Annotated in this window: 17 protein-coding genes; 4 read left to right on the top strand and 13 right to left on the bottom strand. The window is 59.6% G+C overall.

All coding sequences use genetic code 11. From position 1 onward, the window contains the following. Positions 1-15 precede the first annotated feature (15 nt). Entirely contained in the window at positions 16-1,314 is a 1,299-nt protein-coding gene (locus ACUTJJ_RS10565) for an MFS transporter (RefSeq protein ID WP_445542092.1), read from the top strand. A 48-nt stretch (positions 1,315-1,362) separates the two neighbouring features. On the opposite strand, the gene ACUTJJ_RS10560 is transcribed toward ACUTJJ_RS10565, so the two are convergent. The 5 genes from ACUTJJ_RS10560 to cysG all read right to left on the bottom strand — a co-directional run bounded on the left by ACUTJJ_RS10560 (position 1,363) and on the right by cysG (position 6,288). Continuing rightward, positions 1,363-2,175 (bottom strand): ferredoxin--NADP reductase, encoded by an 813-nt coding sequence (locus ACUTJJ_RS10560; protein ID WP_063949011.1) that lies wholly within the window; start codon positions 2,173-2,175, stop codon positions 1,363-1,365. A 146-nt stretch (positions 2,176-2,321) separates the two neighbouring features. Beyond that, positions 2,322-2,828 carry a DUF934 domain-containing protein gene (locus tag ACUTJJ_RS10555; RefSeq protein ID WP_445542091.1) on the bottom strand — a complete coding sequence of 169 codons (507 nt, stop codon included), beginning with the start codon at positions 2,826-2,828 and terminating at the stop codon, positions 2,322-2,324. A 10-nt stretch (positions 2,829-2,838) separates the two neighbouring features. Next, positions 2,839-4,509: a nitrite/sulfite reductase gene (locus ACUTJJ_RS10550; RefSeq protein WP_144574439.1), complete on the bottom strand. Its 1,671-nt coding sequence runs from the start codon at positions 4,507-4,509 to the stop codon at positions 2,839-2,841. Between the two features lie 8 nt (positions 4,510-4,517). Next, entirely contained in the window at positions 4,518-4,832 is a 315-nt protein-coding gene (locus ACUTJJ_RS10545; protein ID WP_063949014.1) for a DUF2849 domain-containing protein, read from the bottom strand. Beyond that, complete coding sequence (gene cysG / locus ACUTJJ_RS10540) at positions 4,825-6,288, bottom strand: siroheme synthase CysG (RefSeq protein ID WP_445542090.1); 1,464 nt, start codon at positions 6,286-6,288, stop codon at positions 4,825-4,827. Before cysG ends, ACUTJJ_RS10545 begins: the two co-directional genes overlap by 8 nt. A 30-nt stretch (positions 6,289-6,318) precedes the next feature. Here cysG and ACUTJJ_RS10535 point away from each other — a divergent pair, with 30 nt between their 5' ends. Genes ACUTJJ_RS10535 through mazG form a run of 3 tightly spaced genes read left to right on the top strand, consistent with a single transcriptional unit; the run spans position 6,319 to position 8,007 of the window. Beyond that, positions 6,319-6,528: a hypothetical protein gene (locus ACUTJJ_RS10535; protein ID WP_445542089.1), complete on the top strand. Its 210-nt coding sequence runs from the start codon at positions 6,319-6,321 to the stop codon at positions 6,526-6,528. Next, on the top strand, positions 6,525-7,139 hold the full coding sequence (locus tag ACUTJJ_RS10530; RefSeq protein WP_371417804.1) for a deaminase: 615 nt from the start codon (positions 6,525-6,527) through the stop codon (positions 7,137-7,139). The genes ACUTJJ_RS10535 and ACUTJJ_RS10530 overlap by 4 nt, the downstream gene beginning before the upstream one ends. Positions 7,140-7,161: 22 nt before the next feature. After that, positions 7,162-8,007 carry a nucleoside triphosphate pyrophosphohydrolase gene (mazG, locus tag ACUTJJ_RS10525; protein WP_445542088.1) on the top strand — a complete coding sequence of 282 codons (846 nt, stop codon included), beginning with the start codon at positions 7,162-7,164 and terminating at the stop codon, positions 8,005-8,007. A gap of 97 nt (positions 8,008-8,104) precedes the next feature. Here the strand turns inward: mazG and hflX are convergent, their stop codons facing one another. The 8 genes from hflX to ACUTJJ_RS10485 form a co-directional block, all read right to left on the bottom strand. Further along, the gene (hflX, locus tag ACUTJJ_RS10520; RefSeq protein ID WP_172801603.1) at positions 8,105-9,538 is read right to left on the bottom strand and encodes a GTPase HflX; all 1,434 of its coding nucleotides are present in this window, start codon (positions 9,536-9,538) and stop codon (positions 8,105-8,107) included. Positions 9,539-9,628: 90 nt separating this feature from the next. Beyond that, a complete protein-coding gene (gene hfq, locus ACUTJJ_RS10515) occupies positions 9,629-9,871 on the bottom strand; it encodes an RNA chaperone Hfq (protein WP_003496145.1) in 243 nt (80 codons plus the stop codon). A gap of 184 nt (positions 9,872-10,055) precedes the next feature. Beyond that, on the bottom strand, positions 10,056-11,459 hold the full coding sequence (gene trkA, locus ACUTJJ_RS10510) for a Trk system potassium transporter TrkA (RefSeq protein WP_296071254.1): 1,404 nt from the start codon (positions 11,457-11,459) through the stop codon (positions 10,056-10,058). A gap of 21 nt (positions 11,460-11,480) precedes the next feature. Then, positions 11,481-12,845 carry a nitrogen assimilation response regulator NtrX gene (ntrX, locus tag ACUTJJ_RS10505; RefSeq protein ID WP_063949018.1) on the bottom strand — a complete coding sequence of 455 codons (1,365 nt, stop codon included), beginning with the start codon at positions 12,843-12,845 and terminating at the stop codon, positions 11,481-11,483. Continuing rightward, positions 12,835-15,096 carry a sensor histidine kinase NtrY-like gene (locus tag ACUTJJ_RS10500; RefSeq protein WP_063949019.1) on the bottom strand — a complete coding sequence of 754 codons (2,262 nt, stop codon included), beginning with the start codon at positions 15,094-15,096 and terminating at the stop codon, positions 12,835-12,837. Before ACUTJJ_RS10500 ends, ntrX begins: the two co-directional genes overlap by 11 nt. Positions 15,097-15,243: 147 nt before the next feature. Beyond that, positions 15,244-16,695 carry a nitrogen regulation protein NR(I) gene (ntrC, locus tag ACUTJJ_RS10495; protein ID WP_445542087.1) on the bottom strand — a complete coding sequence of 484 codons (1,452 nt, stop codon included), beginning with the start codon at positions 16,693-16,695 and terminating at the stop codon, positions 15,244-15,246. Continuing rightward, the gene (locus tag ACUTJJ_RS10490; protein WP_063949021.1) at positions 16,692-17,837 is read right to left on the bottom strand and encodes a two-component system sensor histidine kinase NtrB; all 1,146 of its coding nucleotides are present in this window, start codon (positions 17,835-17,837) and stop codon (positions 16,692-16,694) included. The genes ntrC and ACUTJJ_RS10490 overlap by 4 nt, the downstream gene beginning before the upstream one ends. Then, positions 17,834-18,125 (bottom strand): tRNA-dihydrouridine synthase (locus tag ACUTJJ_RS10485; RefSeq protein ID WP_445542086.1); only part of this gene is annotated, 292 nt, incomplete at its 5' end. The genes ACUTJJ_RS10485 and ACUTJJ_RS10490, both read right to left, overlap by 4 nt.

The raw sequence follows: 18,125 nt of genomic DNA, 5'->3' as shown, positions 1-18,125 counted from the left end.
TTCGGAGCGATTATCATGACGGCCATCGGTGTTACCGCTCCGCAGACTTCGTCGGGCCTGCCTTCGGGTGATAGGCCAAGGAGCGGCGGAATATCGGACAAGACGCTGTTTGCGCTCGCCGCGCTCAATTTCTTTCTTGCCGACGCCCGGGATGGTCTTGGACCGTTTCTGGACGCGTTCCTGGCAACCAAAGGCTGGTCTTCCCTGTCGCTCGGATTGATCGCCACCGTGGGTGGCCTCGTTGGCCTGCTCGCCACGCCACTCTGCGGCGCATTGGTGGACGGCACGACATGGAAACGCACGCTGATCGCAATCCCTGTCGTTCTGGTGACCATCGGCGCCCTGATTACGCTGATCTTTCCGGATGTGTGGATTGTCTGGACGGGGCAGATCATGACTGCCGTCGTCGGAGCTGTTGTCGGTCCGGCGCTCGCCGGCCTCACCCTGGGGCTCGTCGGCGAACGGCTTTTCTCTCACCAGATCTCAAGAAATGAGTTCTGGAACCATGGCGGCAATTTCGCTTCGCTTTTCGCGACCTATGTCGTCGTCACCTTTTTCGGTTTGAACGGCATCATCGGCCTGATGCTGTTGACCGCAGCCGGTGCGCTGGTCGCAACGGCCGCGATCGACCCCGCCCGGATCGACCACAAGGTGGCGCGCGGCCTTGGCGAGGACGAGGGCGAACCCGGGCCTTCCGGTATCAACGTGTTGTTGCACGAACGCGGGCTGATCTTCCTTGCCATCATCCTTCTCGTCTTCCACTTCGGCAACGCACCCATGGGCCGCTTGATTGCGCAGGATTTCGCCATCGAGTTGCAGACGCCCTTCCGCACCACCGCCATCATTACGGGTGTCGCGCAGTTCGCGATGATCTTTGTCGCCGCCATGGCGCCATGGCTGATCCGGCGCTTCGGCCTTTCGACCGTCTTCCTTATTGCGCTCGCCGCCCTGCCCGTGCGCGGCGTCCTTGCCGCTGCCTTTACGGATTTCTGGGTCATCTTTCCGGTGCAGTTTCTTGATGGTGTGGGCGCCGGGCTTCTCGGTATCGTCACGCCCGTTGCGGTGGAAAGGATCCTTAAGGGGACCGGCCGCTTCAACGTCGGTCTCGCCAGCGTCATGATGGTTCAGGGCGTCGGCGCATCATTCAGCAATGTCGTTGCGGGATGGTTGGTCACGAAGGGCGGCTATTCGTTGTCTCACTTGGTCGGTGGCGGCATTGCCGCGATCGCCATCGGACTTTTCCTGGTCTATCGCCACGACATCGCGCCAAAACAAAATGACGATGCCCCGTCGCATGAGCCGGACAAGGCTTAAGAAAAAAAGAGGCCTCACGGCCTCCTGAAATTTTCGATGTGCCTGCGATCAGCCGACAAACGCACGTTCGATGACGAATTCGGCAGGCTTGTTATTGGCGCCTTCAGTCAGACCGGCTTTTTCAAGCAGTTCCTTGGTGTCCTTCAGCATGGCGGACGACCCGCAGATCATGCCACGGTCAATCGCGGGGTCGAGGGCGGGTACGCCGAGATCGGCAAACAGCTTGCCATTCTCGATCAGGGTCGTGATGCGGCCCTTGAACGGGTAATCTTCGCGGGTAACGGTCGCATAGTGCTTCAGCTTGTCGCCAACGATGTCGTTAAGGAATTCGTGGTTGCGGATTTCCTCAACGAGATCGAAGCCGTATTTAAGTTCAGCAACATCGCGGCAGGTGTGTGTGAGAATGACTTCTTCGAACTTCTCGTAGGTTTCCGGATCACGGATCAGGCTCGCAAAAGGCGCGATGCCCGTACCGGTCGAGAACATGTAAAGCCGTCTGCCTGGTGTCAGCGCATCCAGAACCAGCGTGCCTGTGGGCTTCTTGCGCATCAAGACCGTGTCACCCGGCTTGATCGCCTGCAGATGCGACGTCAGCGGACCATCGGGAACCTTGATCGAGAAAAACTCGAGTTCCTCATCCCAGGCTGGGCTTGCAATCGAATAGGCGCGATAAATCGGCTTGTCGCCAACCATCAGGCCGATCATCGCAAACTCACCGGAACGGAAACGAAAACCGGCAGGGCGAGTCATGCGGAAGCGGAACAGGTGGTCGGTATAGTGCTCAACCGACAAAACCGTCTCGGCGTAAACACCGTCAGGTATCTTGATCGCGAAATCTTCCGTCTTGGCTGGCGCGTTCATTTCAGGTTCCGTCCGTTCCTATTCGATGCGACATTCTCCGACCGGGCAATTATACCATTTTCGCCTCGGTTTGAAGGTATGAGAATATCAATACTGCCATGTCTGTAGGAAATATGTATCACACACTCATATTTCTAGGCGCCGTGTCATGAAGACGCACGGCGTCTCCAGCTATAGGTCTCACCACCCGCAGCAGGCTTGGCCGTCGGCTGGTAATAGACCGGTATTTCCGGCAGGCGGTTTTCGGACAGACGGCGAAGCGCCGTGCCGTTCGTGACTGCGAAGCTGGTAAAGCCGGTGCGCAGCATCAACGGCACCTGATCGATCAGCACGTCGCCAACCGCCCTCACCTCGCCCGCAAAACCGAGGCGACTGCGCAGCAGCGAAGCGTGGCTGAAACCACGGCCGTCATTGAAGGCGGGAAAGCTGATGGCAACCAGGTCGAGACGGTCGAGATATGGCTCTAGCTTGAGAACATCGTCGGCGGGCGTGATGAGCACGCCGAGGCCAATATCATTGCTTTCAGCCGCCCGAACCAAAAAATCGGCAAGGGGCAACACCGGCTTCTGCTCGGCTGTCGCCTTCACTTCTTCCGTTTCGATTGCCCAGGGATCATTTTCCACGAAGCCGTCGCGGTTCCAGATTTTCGTCATGGTGTTCTCCTCAGGCGGCTTCGGCGGCGGAACCGTAGAGCGCGTCCTTGAACGGCTGGGGTCCGACACGGCGATAGGCTTCGAGGAAGCTCTCTTCCCTCGAAAGGCGCAGGCCCAGATAGGTATCGACGATGGTTTCCACCGCGTCTGTCACCTTTTCCGGTTCGAAACCACGGCCGATGATCTCACCGATCGAGGTGTTTTCGTCGCCCGATCCGCCAAGCGTGATCTGGTAGAGCTCCGCACCCTTTTTCTCCACACCCAGGAGGCCGATATGACCGACGTGGTGGTGGCCACAGGCATTGATGCAGCCCGAAATCTTGATCTTCAGCTCGCCGATTTCCGCCTGACGCTCGGGCGCACCAAAGCGGGTGGAAATTTCCTGCGCCACCGGAATGGAGCGCGCATTGGCAAGTGCGCAATAGTCCAGCCCGGGACAGGCAATGATATCGGTGATGAGTCCGGCATTGGCTGTTGCAAGCCCTGCACCCACAAGCGCGCGATAGACCGGCTCAAGATCGGCCAGCGCAACATGCGGCAGGATGATATTCTGCTCATGGCTGATGCGGATTTCATCAAAGGCGTATTCGGCAGCAATATCGGCGACCAATTCCATCTGCTCGTCCGTTGCATCGCCCGGAATGCCGCCGATGGGCTTCAGCGAAATCGTCACCATGCCGTAGTCGGGATGCTTGTGCGGCGCGACGTTCTGCTCGACAAACCGGGCGAACCCCTCATCAGCACGCTTCCAGCGCGCCAGGCTTTCCCAGCCCTCGGGCCGGTCCTTAAGCGCCGGCGGCGCAAAATAGGCGGTGATCGCCGCGATATCGGCATCAGGGAGCTTCAGTTCCGTGTTTTTCAGCTCAGCAAATTCGACTTCGACCTGCCGCGAAAGTTCCTCTACGCCTGTCTCATGCACGAGAATCTTGATGCGCGCCTTATACTTATTGTCGCGACGGCCGTGGAGGTTGTAAACGCGCATGATCGCCGTGGTGTAGGACAGGAGGTCCTCTTCCGGCAGGAAATCACGAATTTTCTTGGCGATCATCGGCGTGCGGCCCTGCCCGCCGCCGACATAAACGGCAAAACCGATCTCGCCCTTGTCGTTCTTTTTCAGGTGAAGGCCGATATCGTGAACCTGAATGGCGGCACGGTCGCGCTCAGCGCCCGTGACAGCGATCTTGAACTTGCGCGGCAGGAATGAGAACTCCGGGTGTACGGAGGACCATTGCCTGAGAATTTCGGCATAGGGCCGCGGGTCAGCCACCTCATCGGCCGCAGCACCGGCGAAATGATCGGCAGTTACGTTTCGAATGCAGTTGCCTGATGTCTGGAGCGCGTGCATTTCGACGCTTGCGAGCTCGGACAGAATGTCGGGCGTGTCCGAAAGGCGAGGCCAGTTATACTGGATGTTCTGACGCGTGGTGAAATGGCCGTATCCCCGGTCGTATTTGCGGGCGATATGGGCCAGCATCCGCATCTGCTTCGAATTCAGCGTTCCGTATGGGATGGCGACGCGCAGCATATAAGCATGCAACTGAAGGTAGACACCGTTCATCAGGCGCAGCGGCTTGAATGCGTCCTCGGCCAGCTCGCCGGAAAGGCGGCGCTCGACCTGATCGCGAAACTGTGCCACGCGGCCTTCAACAAATGCGTGATCGAACTCGTCGTAACGGTACATATTCTTCCTCAGACTGCGATAAAGGCTGCATCGGCCGGCTTGTAACCGGCAGCATAGTGCATGGTCGGGCCAGCGGCGCGAATACGCTCACGAAGACGCGTCGGCCACAGCTGTCCCTTCTCCTCGACAACATCGATGATGTTCACGTCAACGACCTTGTTGGCAGAAAAGTCGCGTTTGCCGATCTCCTCGAGCGAAGCAACGGCTTCGGCATGGCGCGCAACCAGCGCGTCCTGCAGCTTCTCGGTCCATTCGCCATTGGCATCCAGCCAGACAGCGATGCCATCGCTCAGGCGGTTGGCGGTCAAAACCTTGTCAGCCATTCACATACTCCCGTTTCAAGTCCCCCGGCGCTCCTGAAAGAGCAAGCGATTCGGACTTCTCAAAATTTGCGCCAGCAACCGCATCGCCAATAATGACCATGACAGGGCCGGTCATTTCATCGCGATGTTCAAGGTCGGGCAGATCGTTCAACGTGCCGTGCAGCAGGCGGCGGTCCGCGCGGCTGGCATTTTCGATGACGGCAACAGTCGTTTCAACGGCGAGACCTGCGTCCATCAACCGCTTGGCCACCGAGGCGGCGACGCTGCGGCCCATGTAGACGGCGATTGTCGCGCCGGAGACTGCAAGACGCGCCCAATCCGGCAGAACGTCGCCCGCCAGATCATGGCCTGTGGTAAAGATGAGTGACGATGCAACGCCGCGCAAGGTCAGCGGCAATTCGAAGTCCGCAGCCGCGGCAAATGCCGATGTGATGCCGGGGACGATCTCATAAGCGATGCCCGCGTCGCGAAGCGCCGCCATTTCCTCACCCGCCCTGCCATAGACCAGCGGATCGCCGGATTTCAGACGCACAACGCGCATGCCTTGCCTGCCGAGACGGACCAGCAGGCGGTTGATGTCGTCCTGCGACTTGCTGTGACAGCCTTTTCGCTTGCCGACGGAAAGCCGCTCGGCATCGCGGCGGCCCATATCGACAATCGCCTGCGGGACCAAGGCATCATAAACGATCACATCGGCTTCCATCAGAACGCGCTGCGCGCGCAATGTCAGCAAATCTTCCGCGCCCGGTCCAGCACCGACAAGCCAGACACGTCCCTCCGCCCTTTCCGGCGCATCGAGAAGTCGCTCGACCGCTTGGTGCGCGGTAAGCGTGTCGCCATTCGCCACCGCATCTGCGACAGCGCCCGAGAAAAACCGCCGCCAGAAATTACGGCGCAACGCGCCCTTCGGCACATTCTTTTCCGCGGCATCACGGTAGTGCACCGCAAGTCGCGCGAGTTTGCCGAGCGACGGAGACAACATCTGGTCGACACGGGCGCGGATCATCTGAGCGAGAACAGGTCCGGCGCCTTCCGTCCCGATAGCGACAGCGACCGGTGCGCGCGTCACGAGGGCTGGCGTGAAGAAATCGCAGAACTCAGGCTGGTCCACGGCATTGGCGGGTATTTTGCGCGCGCGCGCCGCCACAACGATGTCGCGATCCAGGCGCTCGTCACCGGTTGCAGCAAAAACGAGCGTTGCGCCATCGAGAAGATTTTCGGCAAATGCGAGGGCCCGATGGTCAACACTGTTGTCAGCGAGATATCGGGCGAAATTGTCATCCGGTTCGTCGGCGTAGGCAATGATATGGGCATTGGTGTTCGAAAGAAGTCTGACCTTCGCGAAAGCCTCGTCACCATTGCCGAAAACGGCGACCTGCCGTCCCTCAACCCGGAAAAATGCGGGGAAGGTCGAAAGGCGGTCGCCAGCAGCGGAGAAATCATGTTCTGTATGCATTGGACATATATCCCGCATCGGCGCGCATTGGTGAAGAAACAGAAATTCAAGCCCTTCCGGTGGCTGGATTTTTATTTCTCGAACACCCCAGTTTTGGAGGAAAACCAACCGGCGTTGCGTTTTCGCCCTATTGGCTCGTGCCACGGAAGTTGGGAATCCCTTGACAAAAACGCGTACGCGCCGAACAAGGAGCAGCAGCAAGCAGCAGACGTCTCCCAAGCAGACACCGCCTTTTCATGAAGGCGGAACGAAGGATCAGACCCTTGACCAACCAGCCACTCGCCGCCCGCCTTCTCGATGTCATCGAACACGATATTCTGCCCTTGACGGCACGCGGCGTCAGCCTTGGAAACAAGGTCTTCGGTGCGGCGATCCTGCGCAAATCGGACCTTTCACTGGTGGTCGCCGAGACCAATAACGAGCTTGAAAACCCGCTTTGGCACGGCGAGGTCCACACGCTGAAACGGTTCTACGAGTTGGGCGAAAAGCTCAACACCAGGGACCTGATCTTCCTGTCGACGCATGAACCCTGCACCATGTGCATGTCCGCCATCACCTGGGCCGGATTCGATAACTTTTATTCTTTCTTCAGCCATGAGGATTCCCGCGACGCCTTCGCGATTCCGCATGATCTTAAAATCCTGAAGGAGGTCTTCGGGCTGGAGCCGGGTGGATATCGCCGAAACAATGCTTTCTGGAATTCGTTTTTCATCGCCGATCTGGTGGAGGGTGAGGAAGACCCGCTGCGCACGACGCTGAAGGCGCAGACTGCCCGCATCAAGGCTGCTTACGACGACCTGTCGAACAGCTACCAGTCCTCAAAAAGCGGCAATGATATTCCGCTGAACTGATAAGCATGAAGGTGTGAGACACATGGAAGCCTCGAAGGATATTTCCCGCCTGATCGAGATCATGGAGGCGCTTCGCCAGCCGGAAACTGGTTGCCCCTGGGACATCGTCCAGACCTTCGAGACGATCAAGCCCTATACGATCGAGGAGGCCTATGAGGTGGCCGACGCAATCGAGCGCAATGATATGGACGACCTCTGCGAAGAGCTGGGCGACCTTCTGCTTCAGGTTGTGTTCCATGCGCGCATCGCCGAGGAACGGGGCGAGTTCGCTTTCGGGGACGTGGTGCATGCGGTGACCTCAAAGATGATCCGCCGCCACCCGCATGTTTTTGCTGTTTCCGATGCGGACACCGCCGACCGCGTGAAGCTGCAATGGGATGTGATAAAGGCCGAAGAAAAGCGCGAACGTGCGGAGCGACGCGCGCGCCGTGGCATCACCGAAGATTTCAAGGCCGGATTTCTTGGCGGCGTCCAGCGCAGCCAGCCGGCGCTGACGGAAGCCTTGAAGTTACAGGAGCAGGCCGCGCGTGTCGGCTTTGACTGGTCCGACCCTGCTCCCATCCTCGACAAGATCGAGGAAGAAATCGCCGAGTTGCGCGAGGCGCTGGCGCAGGGACGGCCGGAACAGGTCTCCGACGAATTGGGCGACTTGATCTTTGCCCTCGTCAATATCGGCCGGCATGTCAAAGCCGATCCGGAAGATGCGCTGCGCGGCACGAATACAAAATTCCGCAGACGTTTCAATCACATCGAGACATCGCTCAGCGTCAATGGGGAGACGCTGCAAGACGCGAGCCTCGAGAGAATGGAAGAGCTGTGGCAGGCAGCGAAGCGGATCGAGCGTTCGCTTGATTCGGTTTCACTCTGATCGTGCAGGTGCGGCGCGTGCTCCGGCTGGCGCCGCCAGAGGAACTGTGCGTCCCGCCAATCGCACCGCCGTCATCCTTGCATCCTTTTCGAAGCGCTCAGCGCTCCCAGTCTTCCCGCTCGCTGATGGTCGTCTTGCCGAGCTTGCGCTCCAGCTCCGCAGCCTGCGCTTCCGATAGGCGCACATCGAGAGAAACCGATCCGTCCTCATGGTCTTCACGGCTATCGACGATGGAATTGCTGTAGACCCAGGAAATCAGCGGCAGCTGCTCCACCGAAAGCAGAACGGTCGTCTCCGTCAGCACACCGGACAGGCGCTTGGAAATCTCGTCCATGAGGGCATCGACGCCCTCGCCCGTTATCGCCGACACCGCACGGATATCCGACCGCCCCTCGGCGCGGTGCATGATGGCGTCATGCGCTTCCGGATCAAGACGGTCAACCTTGTTCCAGACTTCGATGATGCGCTGCTCGGCTTCCTTCTCATCGATGCCGAGATCGCTGAGGATACGCAGCACGTCAGCCGATTGCGCCGCATTGTCAGGGTCAGACATGTCGCGGACATGCAGGATCAGATCGGCTTCGAGTACCTCTTCCAGCGTGGCACGGAAGGCCGCAACGAGGTGGGTCGGCAGATCCGAGATAAAGCCGACCGTGTCCGACAGGATAACAGTGCGGCCGTGCGGCAGCTTCATGCGTCGCAGGGTCGGGTCGAGCGTCGCGAACAGCATGTCTTCGGCCAGAACGCCAGCACCGGTGATGCGATTGAAAAGCGTTGACTTGCCAGCATTGGTGTAACCAACGAGAGCCACGATCGGATGCGGCACCTTGCGGCGCTTGGCGCGGTGCAGCTGGCGGGTGCGAACCACCTGCTCGAGCTCTTTTTCGAGCTTGACGATGCGATCCTGCAGCAGCCGGCGGTCGGCTTCGATCTGCGTTTCACCCGGACCACCCATGAAGCCTGCGCCGCCGCGCTGGCGCTCAAGGTGGGTCCAGCTTCTGACAAGGCGACCCTTCTGGTAGTTCAGATGCGCGAGATCGACCTGCAGCGTCCCTTCCTTGGTGGAGGCCCGGCGGCCAAAGATTTCAAGGATGAGACCCGTGCGGTCGATGACCTTGGCGTTCCACTGTTTTTCGAGGTTGCGCTGCTGGACCGGCGTCAGCGGATGATCGACGATGACGAGGCCGGAATCGGTTTCATCAAGCAGATGACCGATTTCCTCGATTTTCCCGGTTCCGAACAATGTCGCCGGGCGTGGCTGGTTGACCGGAACGATAAGGCCCTGTGTCACGTCGAGATCGATGGCAAGCGCAAGCCCCTTCGCTTCCTCAAGCTTGGCTTCAACCGAGCGACCGGGTGCCACAGGTGCGGCCGGATCGCGATTGTCACGCTGCTGTTTGAGGACCGGAACGAGAACGACGGCGCGCATGTCGTCGCGGCGTTTTTCCTGCTCCGGGATGATCGATTCGTTCGAGGTGTCGCGTGTGGAAATGGGCTCGGCCTTATCTAATACGTTAACGGCCGACCGCATCCGCGGGAACGGCCATTGGAAAGAACCTCGCGAAACGGGAAATGTTCCCGCTTCGGGTCAATCTAAAGCGAATAGGCGTAGAGGGAGGCTTCAGGCCGCGCCTTCTTCGCTTTCGAACATCTGCATCGGCTGACCGGGCATGATGGTCGAAATCGCATGCTTGTAAACCAGCTGCGAATGACCGTCACGGCGCAAAAGCACGCAGAAATTGTCGAAGGAGGTCACAACGCCCGTCAGCTTGACGCCGTTGATGAGGAAAATCGTGAGCGAGATCTTCTGCTTACGAACGGTGTTGAGGAAGAGATCCTGAAGGTTTTGAGAACGTTCCGCCATGGCGCCGCTTCTTTCTTTTTTGCCGGCAGGGATACCGGAAAATAATCAATCAATAATAAGCCGGCCGAGTCATGTCCCCCGCTTGGCCGACCTCAAACTCTGGTATCAAATCATGTTCCGTTCCGCAACGGTCAAAACAGTGTGACGGCTACGAGTATTGACCCGCATTTTCAATTCGGAACAGTCAAAAATATTGTATCGAAACCCGGAAAAGTTGTTCCACGTCCCGCACCGCATCGGCGGATGCAAAAAGCACGACACGATCCTTCGCCTTGATCTTGGTGCTGCCGTCGGGGCGTATGACGATACCGTCTCGATAGATCGCGCCGATGCGTACCCCCTCGGGCATATCGATGTCGCGGAACGCCTGTCCCACAAGCGGCGAGGTTTCCAGCGCCTCCGCCTCGATGACCTCGGCAGAGCCGCGCTGGACCGCATAGACCGAACGGATACGACCCTTTCGAACGTGCTGGAGTACGCGCGAGATTGTCACGGCCCGGGGATTGATGTAGGCATCGAGACCAAGCGAATCTGCGACATCGTGGAACGACGTACTGTTCAGGAGCGCAAGGTTCGACTTGCAGCCAAGCTGCTTTGCCATGACGGCGGCCAGAATATTGGTCTGGTCATTGTTGGTGAGCGTGACGATCAGGTCCGCGTCCTGGATGTCTGCCTGCAGGAGGATTTTCTGGTCGAGCGCCGAGCCATGCATGACAATCGTCTGGCTGAGGTGTTCGGACGCTGCCACGGCCTTGTCACGGTCTGCCTCAATGATTTTCACCCGCGTCTTCGGCTGCATCTCCTCGATCTTGCTGGCGACGAAATGGCCGATATTGCCGGCACCCGCAATCACGATGCGTTGCGCTTCCTGCTCGTCATGGCCGAAGAGGCTCAAGGTGCGACGGGCGTGCTGGCGCTGGCATATTACATAGGCGAGGTCACCTACCCGCAACTGTTCCGCCGAATTGGCGACCTTAAGGATGCCATCGCGGTAGATGCCGACGACCGTAGCGACGAGGTCGGGAAAGAGGCTGGAAAGCTGCTGCAGCGGCGTGTTGATGACAGGGCAGTCTTCCATGCACTCGATGGCGAGCATGTAAACGGTGTCATCCGCAAAGCGCACGACGTCGGTTGCGCCGGGGAACGCGATGCGTCGCAGCACCATCTTGCCGACCTCGACCTCCGGGGAAATCGTCACGTCGATGGACATGTTTTCACGGCTGAAGAGATCGGCATATTCCGGCTTCAGATAACTCTGGTCACGGATGCGGGCGATCTTGGTCGGCACGCTGAAGAGCGCGTGCGCCACTTCGCAGGCGACGATGTTGATCTCATCATGCAGCGTCACCGCGATGATCATGTCGGCCTGATCGGCGCCCGCCTTGGCCAGCATGTCCGGATGCGCGCCGTGGCCGACATAGCCGCGCACATCAAGCGTTTCGGTGATCGCAGTGATGAGCGATGCGGCCGTGTCGATAACGGAAACGTCGTTATCTTCACGCGACAACTGTTCGGCGATGCCGTAACCCACCTGCCCTGCACCGCAAATGATGACTTTCATGCTGTCTCTCTGCCAGAATAATCCGATGCGGCGAAGCGCCCGACTTTCTTATACGCCGAGAGATTTCAGTTTGCGATGCAGTGCCGAGCGTTCCATGCCGACAAATTCCGCCGTGCGGGAAATATTGCCGCCGAACCGGTTGATCTGGGCCACGAGATAGTCCCGCTCGAACATCTCGCGGGCTTCGCGCAGCGGCAGGGTCATGATGTGCTGATCGCCCTGCGCCGCGATCTTGGGCAGCATGTCGCCAATGTCAGATGGCAGCATGTCGGCCGAGATCGGCGCGTCACCGCCTTCAGGGCGGGCGAGAATCATCAGGCGCTCGATGTTGTTACGCAGCTGACGGATGTTACCTGGCCAGTCATGCGTCTGGAGAACAGCCATGGCGTCGTCGCCGATCTTGCGGGGACGAATGCCCGCCTGCTCGGAAATCTGCCGCATGAACATATCGACGAGGAAAGGAATATCCTCGCGCCTTTCGGAAAGCGCCGGCACCTTCACCGGCACGACGGCAAGGCGATGATAGAGGTCTTCACGGAACGCCCCTTCCGCGATCAGGCTTTCAAGATGGTGTGCGGTCGAGGAAATGATGCGCACATCCACCTTCACCCGCTTGCCGCCGCCGACACGTTCGAACTGCTGATCGACAAGAACGCGCAGGATCTTGTTCTGCGTCTCGCGCGGCATTTCGCCGACTTCATCGAGATAAAGAACGCCGCGATGGGCTTCTTCCAGAGCGCCCACCTTGCGCGGCTGGCCCGGCAACCCCTCCGTGCCGAAGAGTGCGATCTCCATGCGATCAGGCGTGATCGTCGCCGCGTTCAACGCTACGAAAGGACCGGTTGCCCGGGACGATTTCTTGTGAATCATGCGCGCCACGAGTTCCTTGCCGGAACCGGATGGACCGAGGATCATGATGCGGCTGTTGGTTGGCGCCACACGGTCGATGGTTTGACGTAGCTGCGACACTGCAAGCGACGCGCCGACGAGTTCAACTGCGTCGCCGGTGCGCTTCTTCAGCTCCTGAACCTCACGCTTCAGCTTGGAATTCTCAAGCGCCCGCTCGGCGATCAGAATCAGGCGATCGGCCTTGAACGGCTTCTCGATGAAGTCGAAGGCTCCCCGCTTGATGGCGTTAACGGCTGTCTCGATGTTGCCGTGGCCGGAAATCATCACGACCGGGATTTCAGGGTGGCGGCTCTTGATTTCGTCAAGCAGCGCCAGACCATCGAGCTTCGAACCCTGCATCCAGATGTCGAGAAAGATCAGGCGTGGTACCCGCTCTGAAATGGCGGCGAGCGCGCTGTCACTGTCAAAGGCCATTCGTGTCTCGTGGCCCTCATCGGAAAGAATGCCTGCTACGATTTCGCGAATGTCCGCCTCGTCATCCACGACCAGAATATCAGACGCCATATGCTGCTTCCTTGTTATTTTCGCTGCCGACCGCCTCGATATAGGGCAGCAGCACTCGGATCATGGCACCATGGCCATGGTCGAATTCGGCTGGGGCATCATGGAGTTCCAGATACCCGCCATGCTCTTCGATGATTTTCTTGACGATCGCGAGACCAAGGCCGGTGCCCTTGTCGCGCATGGTCATATAGGGTTCGAGAATGCGATGCCGGTTCTCGACGGGAAGGCCGCGGCCATTGTCGATGATATCAGCCACAAAACGGGAGTTGGCCTCGTCGAACGACGCGCGCACCAGGATTTTTCCCGGCCGCTTTTCGCCTTCCACCGCTTCGATGGCTTCCGTCGCATTCTTGATGAGATTGCCGAAGGCCTGACCCAACATCCGGGCATCGAACATGCCCTCCAGCGGGACATCGCCAAGCTCGGTGGAAAATTTCGTGTCGGCGGCGCTGATTTCGCGCAGGAAAGCCGCATCCTTCAAAATAGCCCGCAGGTCGGATTTTTCCTTCGTCGGCTTTGGCATGCGCGCGAAGGCGGAGAATTCATCGACCATGCGCCCAATGTCACCCACCTGCCGGACGATCGTATCGGTACACTGATCGAAGATGGCCCGGTCGTTTTCATCGATCTGCTTGCCGAAGCGGCGCTTGATGCGCTCGGCAGACAGCTGGATCGGCGTCAGCGGATTTTTGATTTCATGCGCGATGCGCCGGGCCACATCCGACCATGCGGTGGAGCGCTGCGCGATCACGAGATCGGTGATGTCGTCAAGGGTAATGACGTAGCTATCGCGGCTGTCGCGGGCATCCTCGCGCGTCACCTGCACATTCAGGGTACGCTCCTTGCCGCGTCGCATGATGTTGATCTGCTTTCGGAAGTTCCCGCGCGCCCAGGTATTGGCCTCCGTGACCACCTGCTCGATCTCGGGCGCGATATCAGACAGTTGTGCGCCGATGAGCTGATCCGATGTCTGCGCCAGAAACTCCTCGCCTGATGGATTGACGATGGTGATCCTGCGGTTCTCGTCAACACCGATGACGGCGGCGGTAACGCCTGATAGCACCGCTTCGATGAAGCGGCGACGATCGTCAATGTCGTCCTTGGCCTCGATGATCTGCTCTTGCTGGCTGCGCAGTTCCGACACCATTTTATTAAAGGTGCGCGACAGACGCCCAACGTCGCCATCGACGGCGCGCACCGGCACCAGCACATGCATGTTGCCGGTTGCCACGCTGTCTGCGGCGCCGATGAGAAGGCGGATCGGCCGCACGATCCGGTCCGCGACCGCAATCGCCGTCCAGATAGCGGCGAGCAACACAATCAGCGCAAAACCGAGATAGAGAATGGCAAAGGCGATCTGCAGCGGCGCGCGACCTGCTTCCATGGCCTTGTATTCGGCGCGGTTCTCCTCCATCAGCCGCATCGCGCCCATGACCTTGGGGTCGACGGCCCGGACCGTGTATAGGAAGGTGCCGCTGATGCCTTCGAGCTTGATGATGGCGCCAACGAGGTTGGTGATACCGGGAGGTATCAGCGTTGGCTGACCCGCGGCCGCTTTCTCGAGCGCGTCATGCGGAATGGCCGGAAGCGGCTTTTCGGTCTTGATATCGGCCTGCGCAACCGCATCGCCGTCTTCCTGCACCAGAAACGCGCCAAGCAGGCCGCGTCCCTTGGCCTGGCGGGTCATCAGATCGATAAAGCCGGTACGGTCGAGGTAAAACAGCGCACGATTTCGATCGAGATCGGTCGCCATCGACAGGGTCTGGCCCTGAAGATAGCCGGCATTCTCCATCATATAGGCCTGGGCAATGTTGCTGGATGAATCGACGATCGACTGCGTGCGCAGCGAAAACCAGCGGTCGAGACCGACATTCAGCGTCAGGCTGGCGAAGATGGCGACGAGGACGGCGGGCGTGATCGCCACGATGGAGAAAAGGACGACAATGCGCACGTGAAGCCGTGCGGCCGCCCTTCCCTTTTTCCGGGCCTTGAGCAGCCGATTGATTTCGCGGCCGATCAGGAAGATCAGACCAATGACGAAGATCGAATTGATGATGACCGATGCGATGACGACGTTCGAGGTCGGGGCGATCGGTGTGACGCCAAGGAGGACGAAAAGGGTGATGATGGCGCAGACGAGCGCGACCCCCGCGAGCACAAGCCCCGGCAAAGCGAAAGACATCCGGCGATCGGCAACCACCATGCCCGCTGCTTCATCGGCAACGGCGTTTTCGGCGGCGGGTTTCCGCATGCACTACTCCCAATCGCTGGCCTACCAGCGTCACATTCACGAAAGTCGGACCGAATCCGCTGCTTAGCGAATCTTGAGCGTCCTAGTGTTGTCCAAGCAACACAATGTGGCGAAAATGCAACGACAACGACGGACTTGTCAACATCGTCAGGTTGGGCGGGAACTGCGATAGACGGAAACGCCGAGGTCGCGGATTTTTTTGCGCAGCGTATTGCGGTTGAGGCCGAGCAGATCGGCGGCCTTGATCTGGTTGCCGCGTGTCGCCGTCAATGCTGCGAGGATCAGCGGATATTCGAGCTCGCGCAGCACCCGGTCATAGAGGCCGGGCGGCGGCAGGCCATCGCCGAAGCTCGCGAAATAGTCGCGCATGTTTTCTTCGACCGCCTGCGAGATCGTCAGCGAGCCCGTGCGGACAGCCATCTTGTCGAGCGGGCTGTCCGGCACATCCGACTGCAATTCCTGCTCTATGATCTCGCGGGTGATGACTTCCTGCGGATAAAGCGCCATCAGGCGGCGGATCAGGTTTTCGAGTTCGCGCACGTTTCCGGGCCAGGCATAGGCCTTCATGACTTCCAGCGCCTCATTCTCGAAACGCTTGCCCTCCAGCCCTTCCTTCTCGCCTGTCTGGATGAAATGGCGCACCAGGTCAGGAATATCCTCGGCGCGGTCACGTAGCGGCGGAAGGCGTAGCGGGACGACGTTCAGGCGATAATAGAGGTCTTCGCGGAAAAGGCCCTGATTGATCGATTGTTTCAGATCCTTGTTGGTAGCGGCGACGATGCGCACGTCGGTGCGGATCGGTGTACGGCCGCCAACTGTCGTATATTCGCCCTGCTGCAGAACACGGAGCAGACGTGTCTGGGCATCCATCGGCATATCGCCGATTTCATCGAGGAACAGCGTGCCGCCCTCGGCTTGTTCGAAACGACCGGTGGAGCGGTTTTGAGCGCCGGTGAATGCACCCTTTTCGTGACCGAACAGTTCCGATTCGATGAGGTCCCGCGGGATTGCCGCCATGTTGATGGCGACGAAGGGGCCGTTGCGGCGCTTGCCGTAGTCATGCAGCGCGCGCGCTACCAACTCCTTGCCCGTACCGGATTCGCCCGTGATCATCAGCGTCAGATCGGTCTGCATCAGACGGGCAAGAACGCGGTAGATTTCCTGCATCGCGGCGGAGCGGCCCACGAGCGGCATCCCGTCCTGCATGTCGTCATCGAGTTTTGCCGACTTGCGCTTCGGCTCAGACAAGGCACGGCCGATGATGGCGATCAGCTCCGTCAGATCAAAGGGCTTTGGCAGGTAGTCGTAAGCGCCCCTTTCCGAGGCCTTGATCGCCGTCATGAAGGTGTTTTGCGCGCTCATGACCAGAACCGGTAAGTCCGGGCGCGCCTTCTTGATGCGCGGCAAAAGGTCGAAGGCGTTTTCATCCGGCATCACGACATCGGTCACGACGAGATCGCCCTCGCCTGCCGATACCCAGCGCCAGAGCGTCGCGGCATTGGAGGTGATTCGCACATCGTAACCGGCGCGGCTCAGCGCCTGGTTCAGAACGGTGCGGATCGCGGCATCATCATCGGCGACGAGGATCGTAGCTGTCATCTGTCATTTCCTGTCGGGTTCGGCAAGCTGTCGTCAAGCGCCACTTCCGGCGAGACGGGCATCAATACGCGGAATGTCGTGCGGTGGTTCTGGCTGTCGCATTCGACGATGCCGCCATGGGCGCCGATGAGCTTGGCGACCAGCGCGAGACCCAGGCCCGAACCATTGGTCTTGGTGGTGATGAACGGATCGAAAAGATGCGGCAGCAGATCGGCCGGGACGCCCGGGCCGTTGTCATGCACGCAGAATTCCAGCGGCAGCGAGATGCGTTCGCGGCTGCCGGCAACCGAGAGGCGGATGCCTGGCCGGTAGGCGGTCGTCAGCACGATCTCGCCATCCGGCTGGTTGGCTACGGCCTCGGCGGCGTTCTTCACCAAATTAAGAAACACCTGCACAAGCTGGTCACGATTGGCATAAACCGGCGGCAGCGAGGGGTCGTAGTTCTCCGAAATCTTGATGTTTCGGGCAAAACCGGCCTTGGCAATCGCCTTCACGTGGTCGAGCACGGAGTGGATGTTGACAGGCATCCGGTCCACCGGCCGCTCGTCGGAAAACACTTCCATGCGGTCGACCAGAGAGACGATACGGTCCGTTTCATCGCAGATCAGCCGCGTCAGCGCCCGATCCTCATCGGCAACCGATGTCTCCAGCAGCTGTGCCGCGCCGCGAATGCCGGACAGGGGGTTCTTGATCTCATGCGCAAGCATGGAGGCAAGGCCGGTAACCGAACGGGCGGCGGCGCGGTGCGTCAGTTGCCGGTCGATCTTGTCGGCCATCGACCGTTCCTGAAAGACGACCACGACGGAGCCGGGCTCGCTCACGACAGGCGCGACATAAAGATCCACCAGCTTGTCCTGACCAAGGCGCGGCGAACTCAGGTCAACGCGGTACTCGTTCACCGGCGCGCGGCGCTCCCGCACCTGATCGATGAGCGCCAGGAGCGGGCTGCCGAAGGGAATAAAGGTGGAGACGCGGTAGCGCGCAAGGTGCGAAGCGCTGGCGCCGAAAAAAGCTTCTGCCTCCCAATTGGCGAAGGCAATGAAACCTTCGGCATCGACCAGAATGACCGGGTTCTGAACCGCGTTCAGCACCGCCATGGCGAGTGGGTTCGTATCTGCCGGGCTGTGTTTGTCAGCGCTCATGCGGCCTTCCTCGGGGCGTCTTCGCCCGTAGTTGCGGAAAGGGCGCGGCGTAACCGGTCCGCCACCTCGCCCGTGTCACGCGATGTCATGATTTCGGCCTTCTCGGGCGTGGCGAGGTCAGGTGCAAATCGCTCGAGATACCAGCCCAGATGTTTGCGCGCATGCCGCAGGCCCGCTTCCCGTCCGTAAAATTCCAGCATCATCTCGTAATGTTCGACGGCGATTGCAGGGATATCGGCGCGATCCGGCGGCGCATGGCCTGCAAGGACCGCAGGCAGCCACGGCTGG

Source organism: Agrobacterium sp. DKPNP3 (assembly GCF_052686535.1).
The sequence above is the reverse complement of the archived record's forward strand: the minus strand, read 5'-3'. Positions and strand labels throughout refer to the sequence as shown.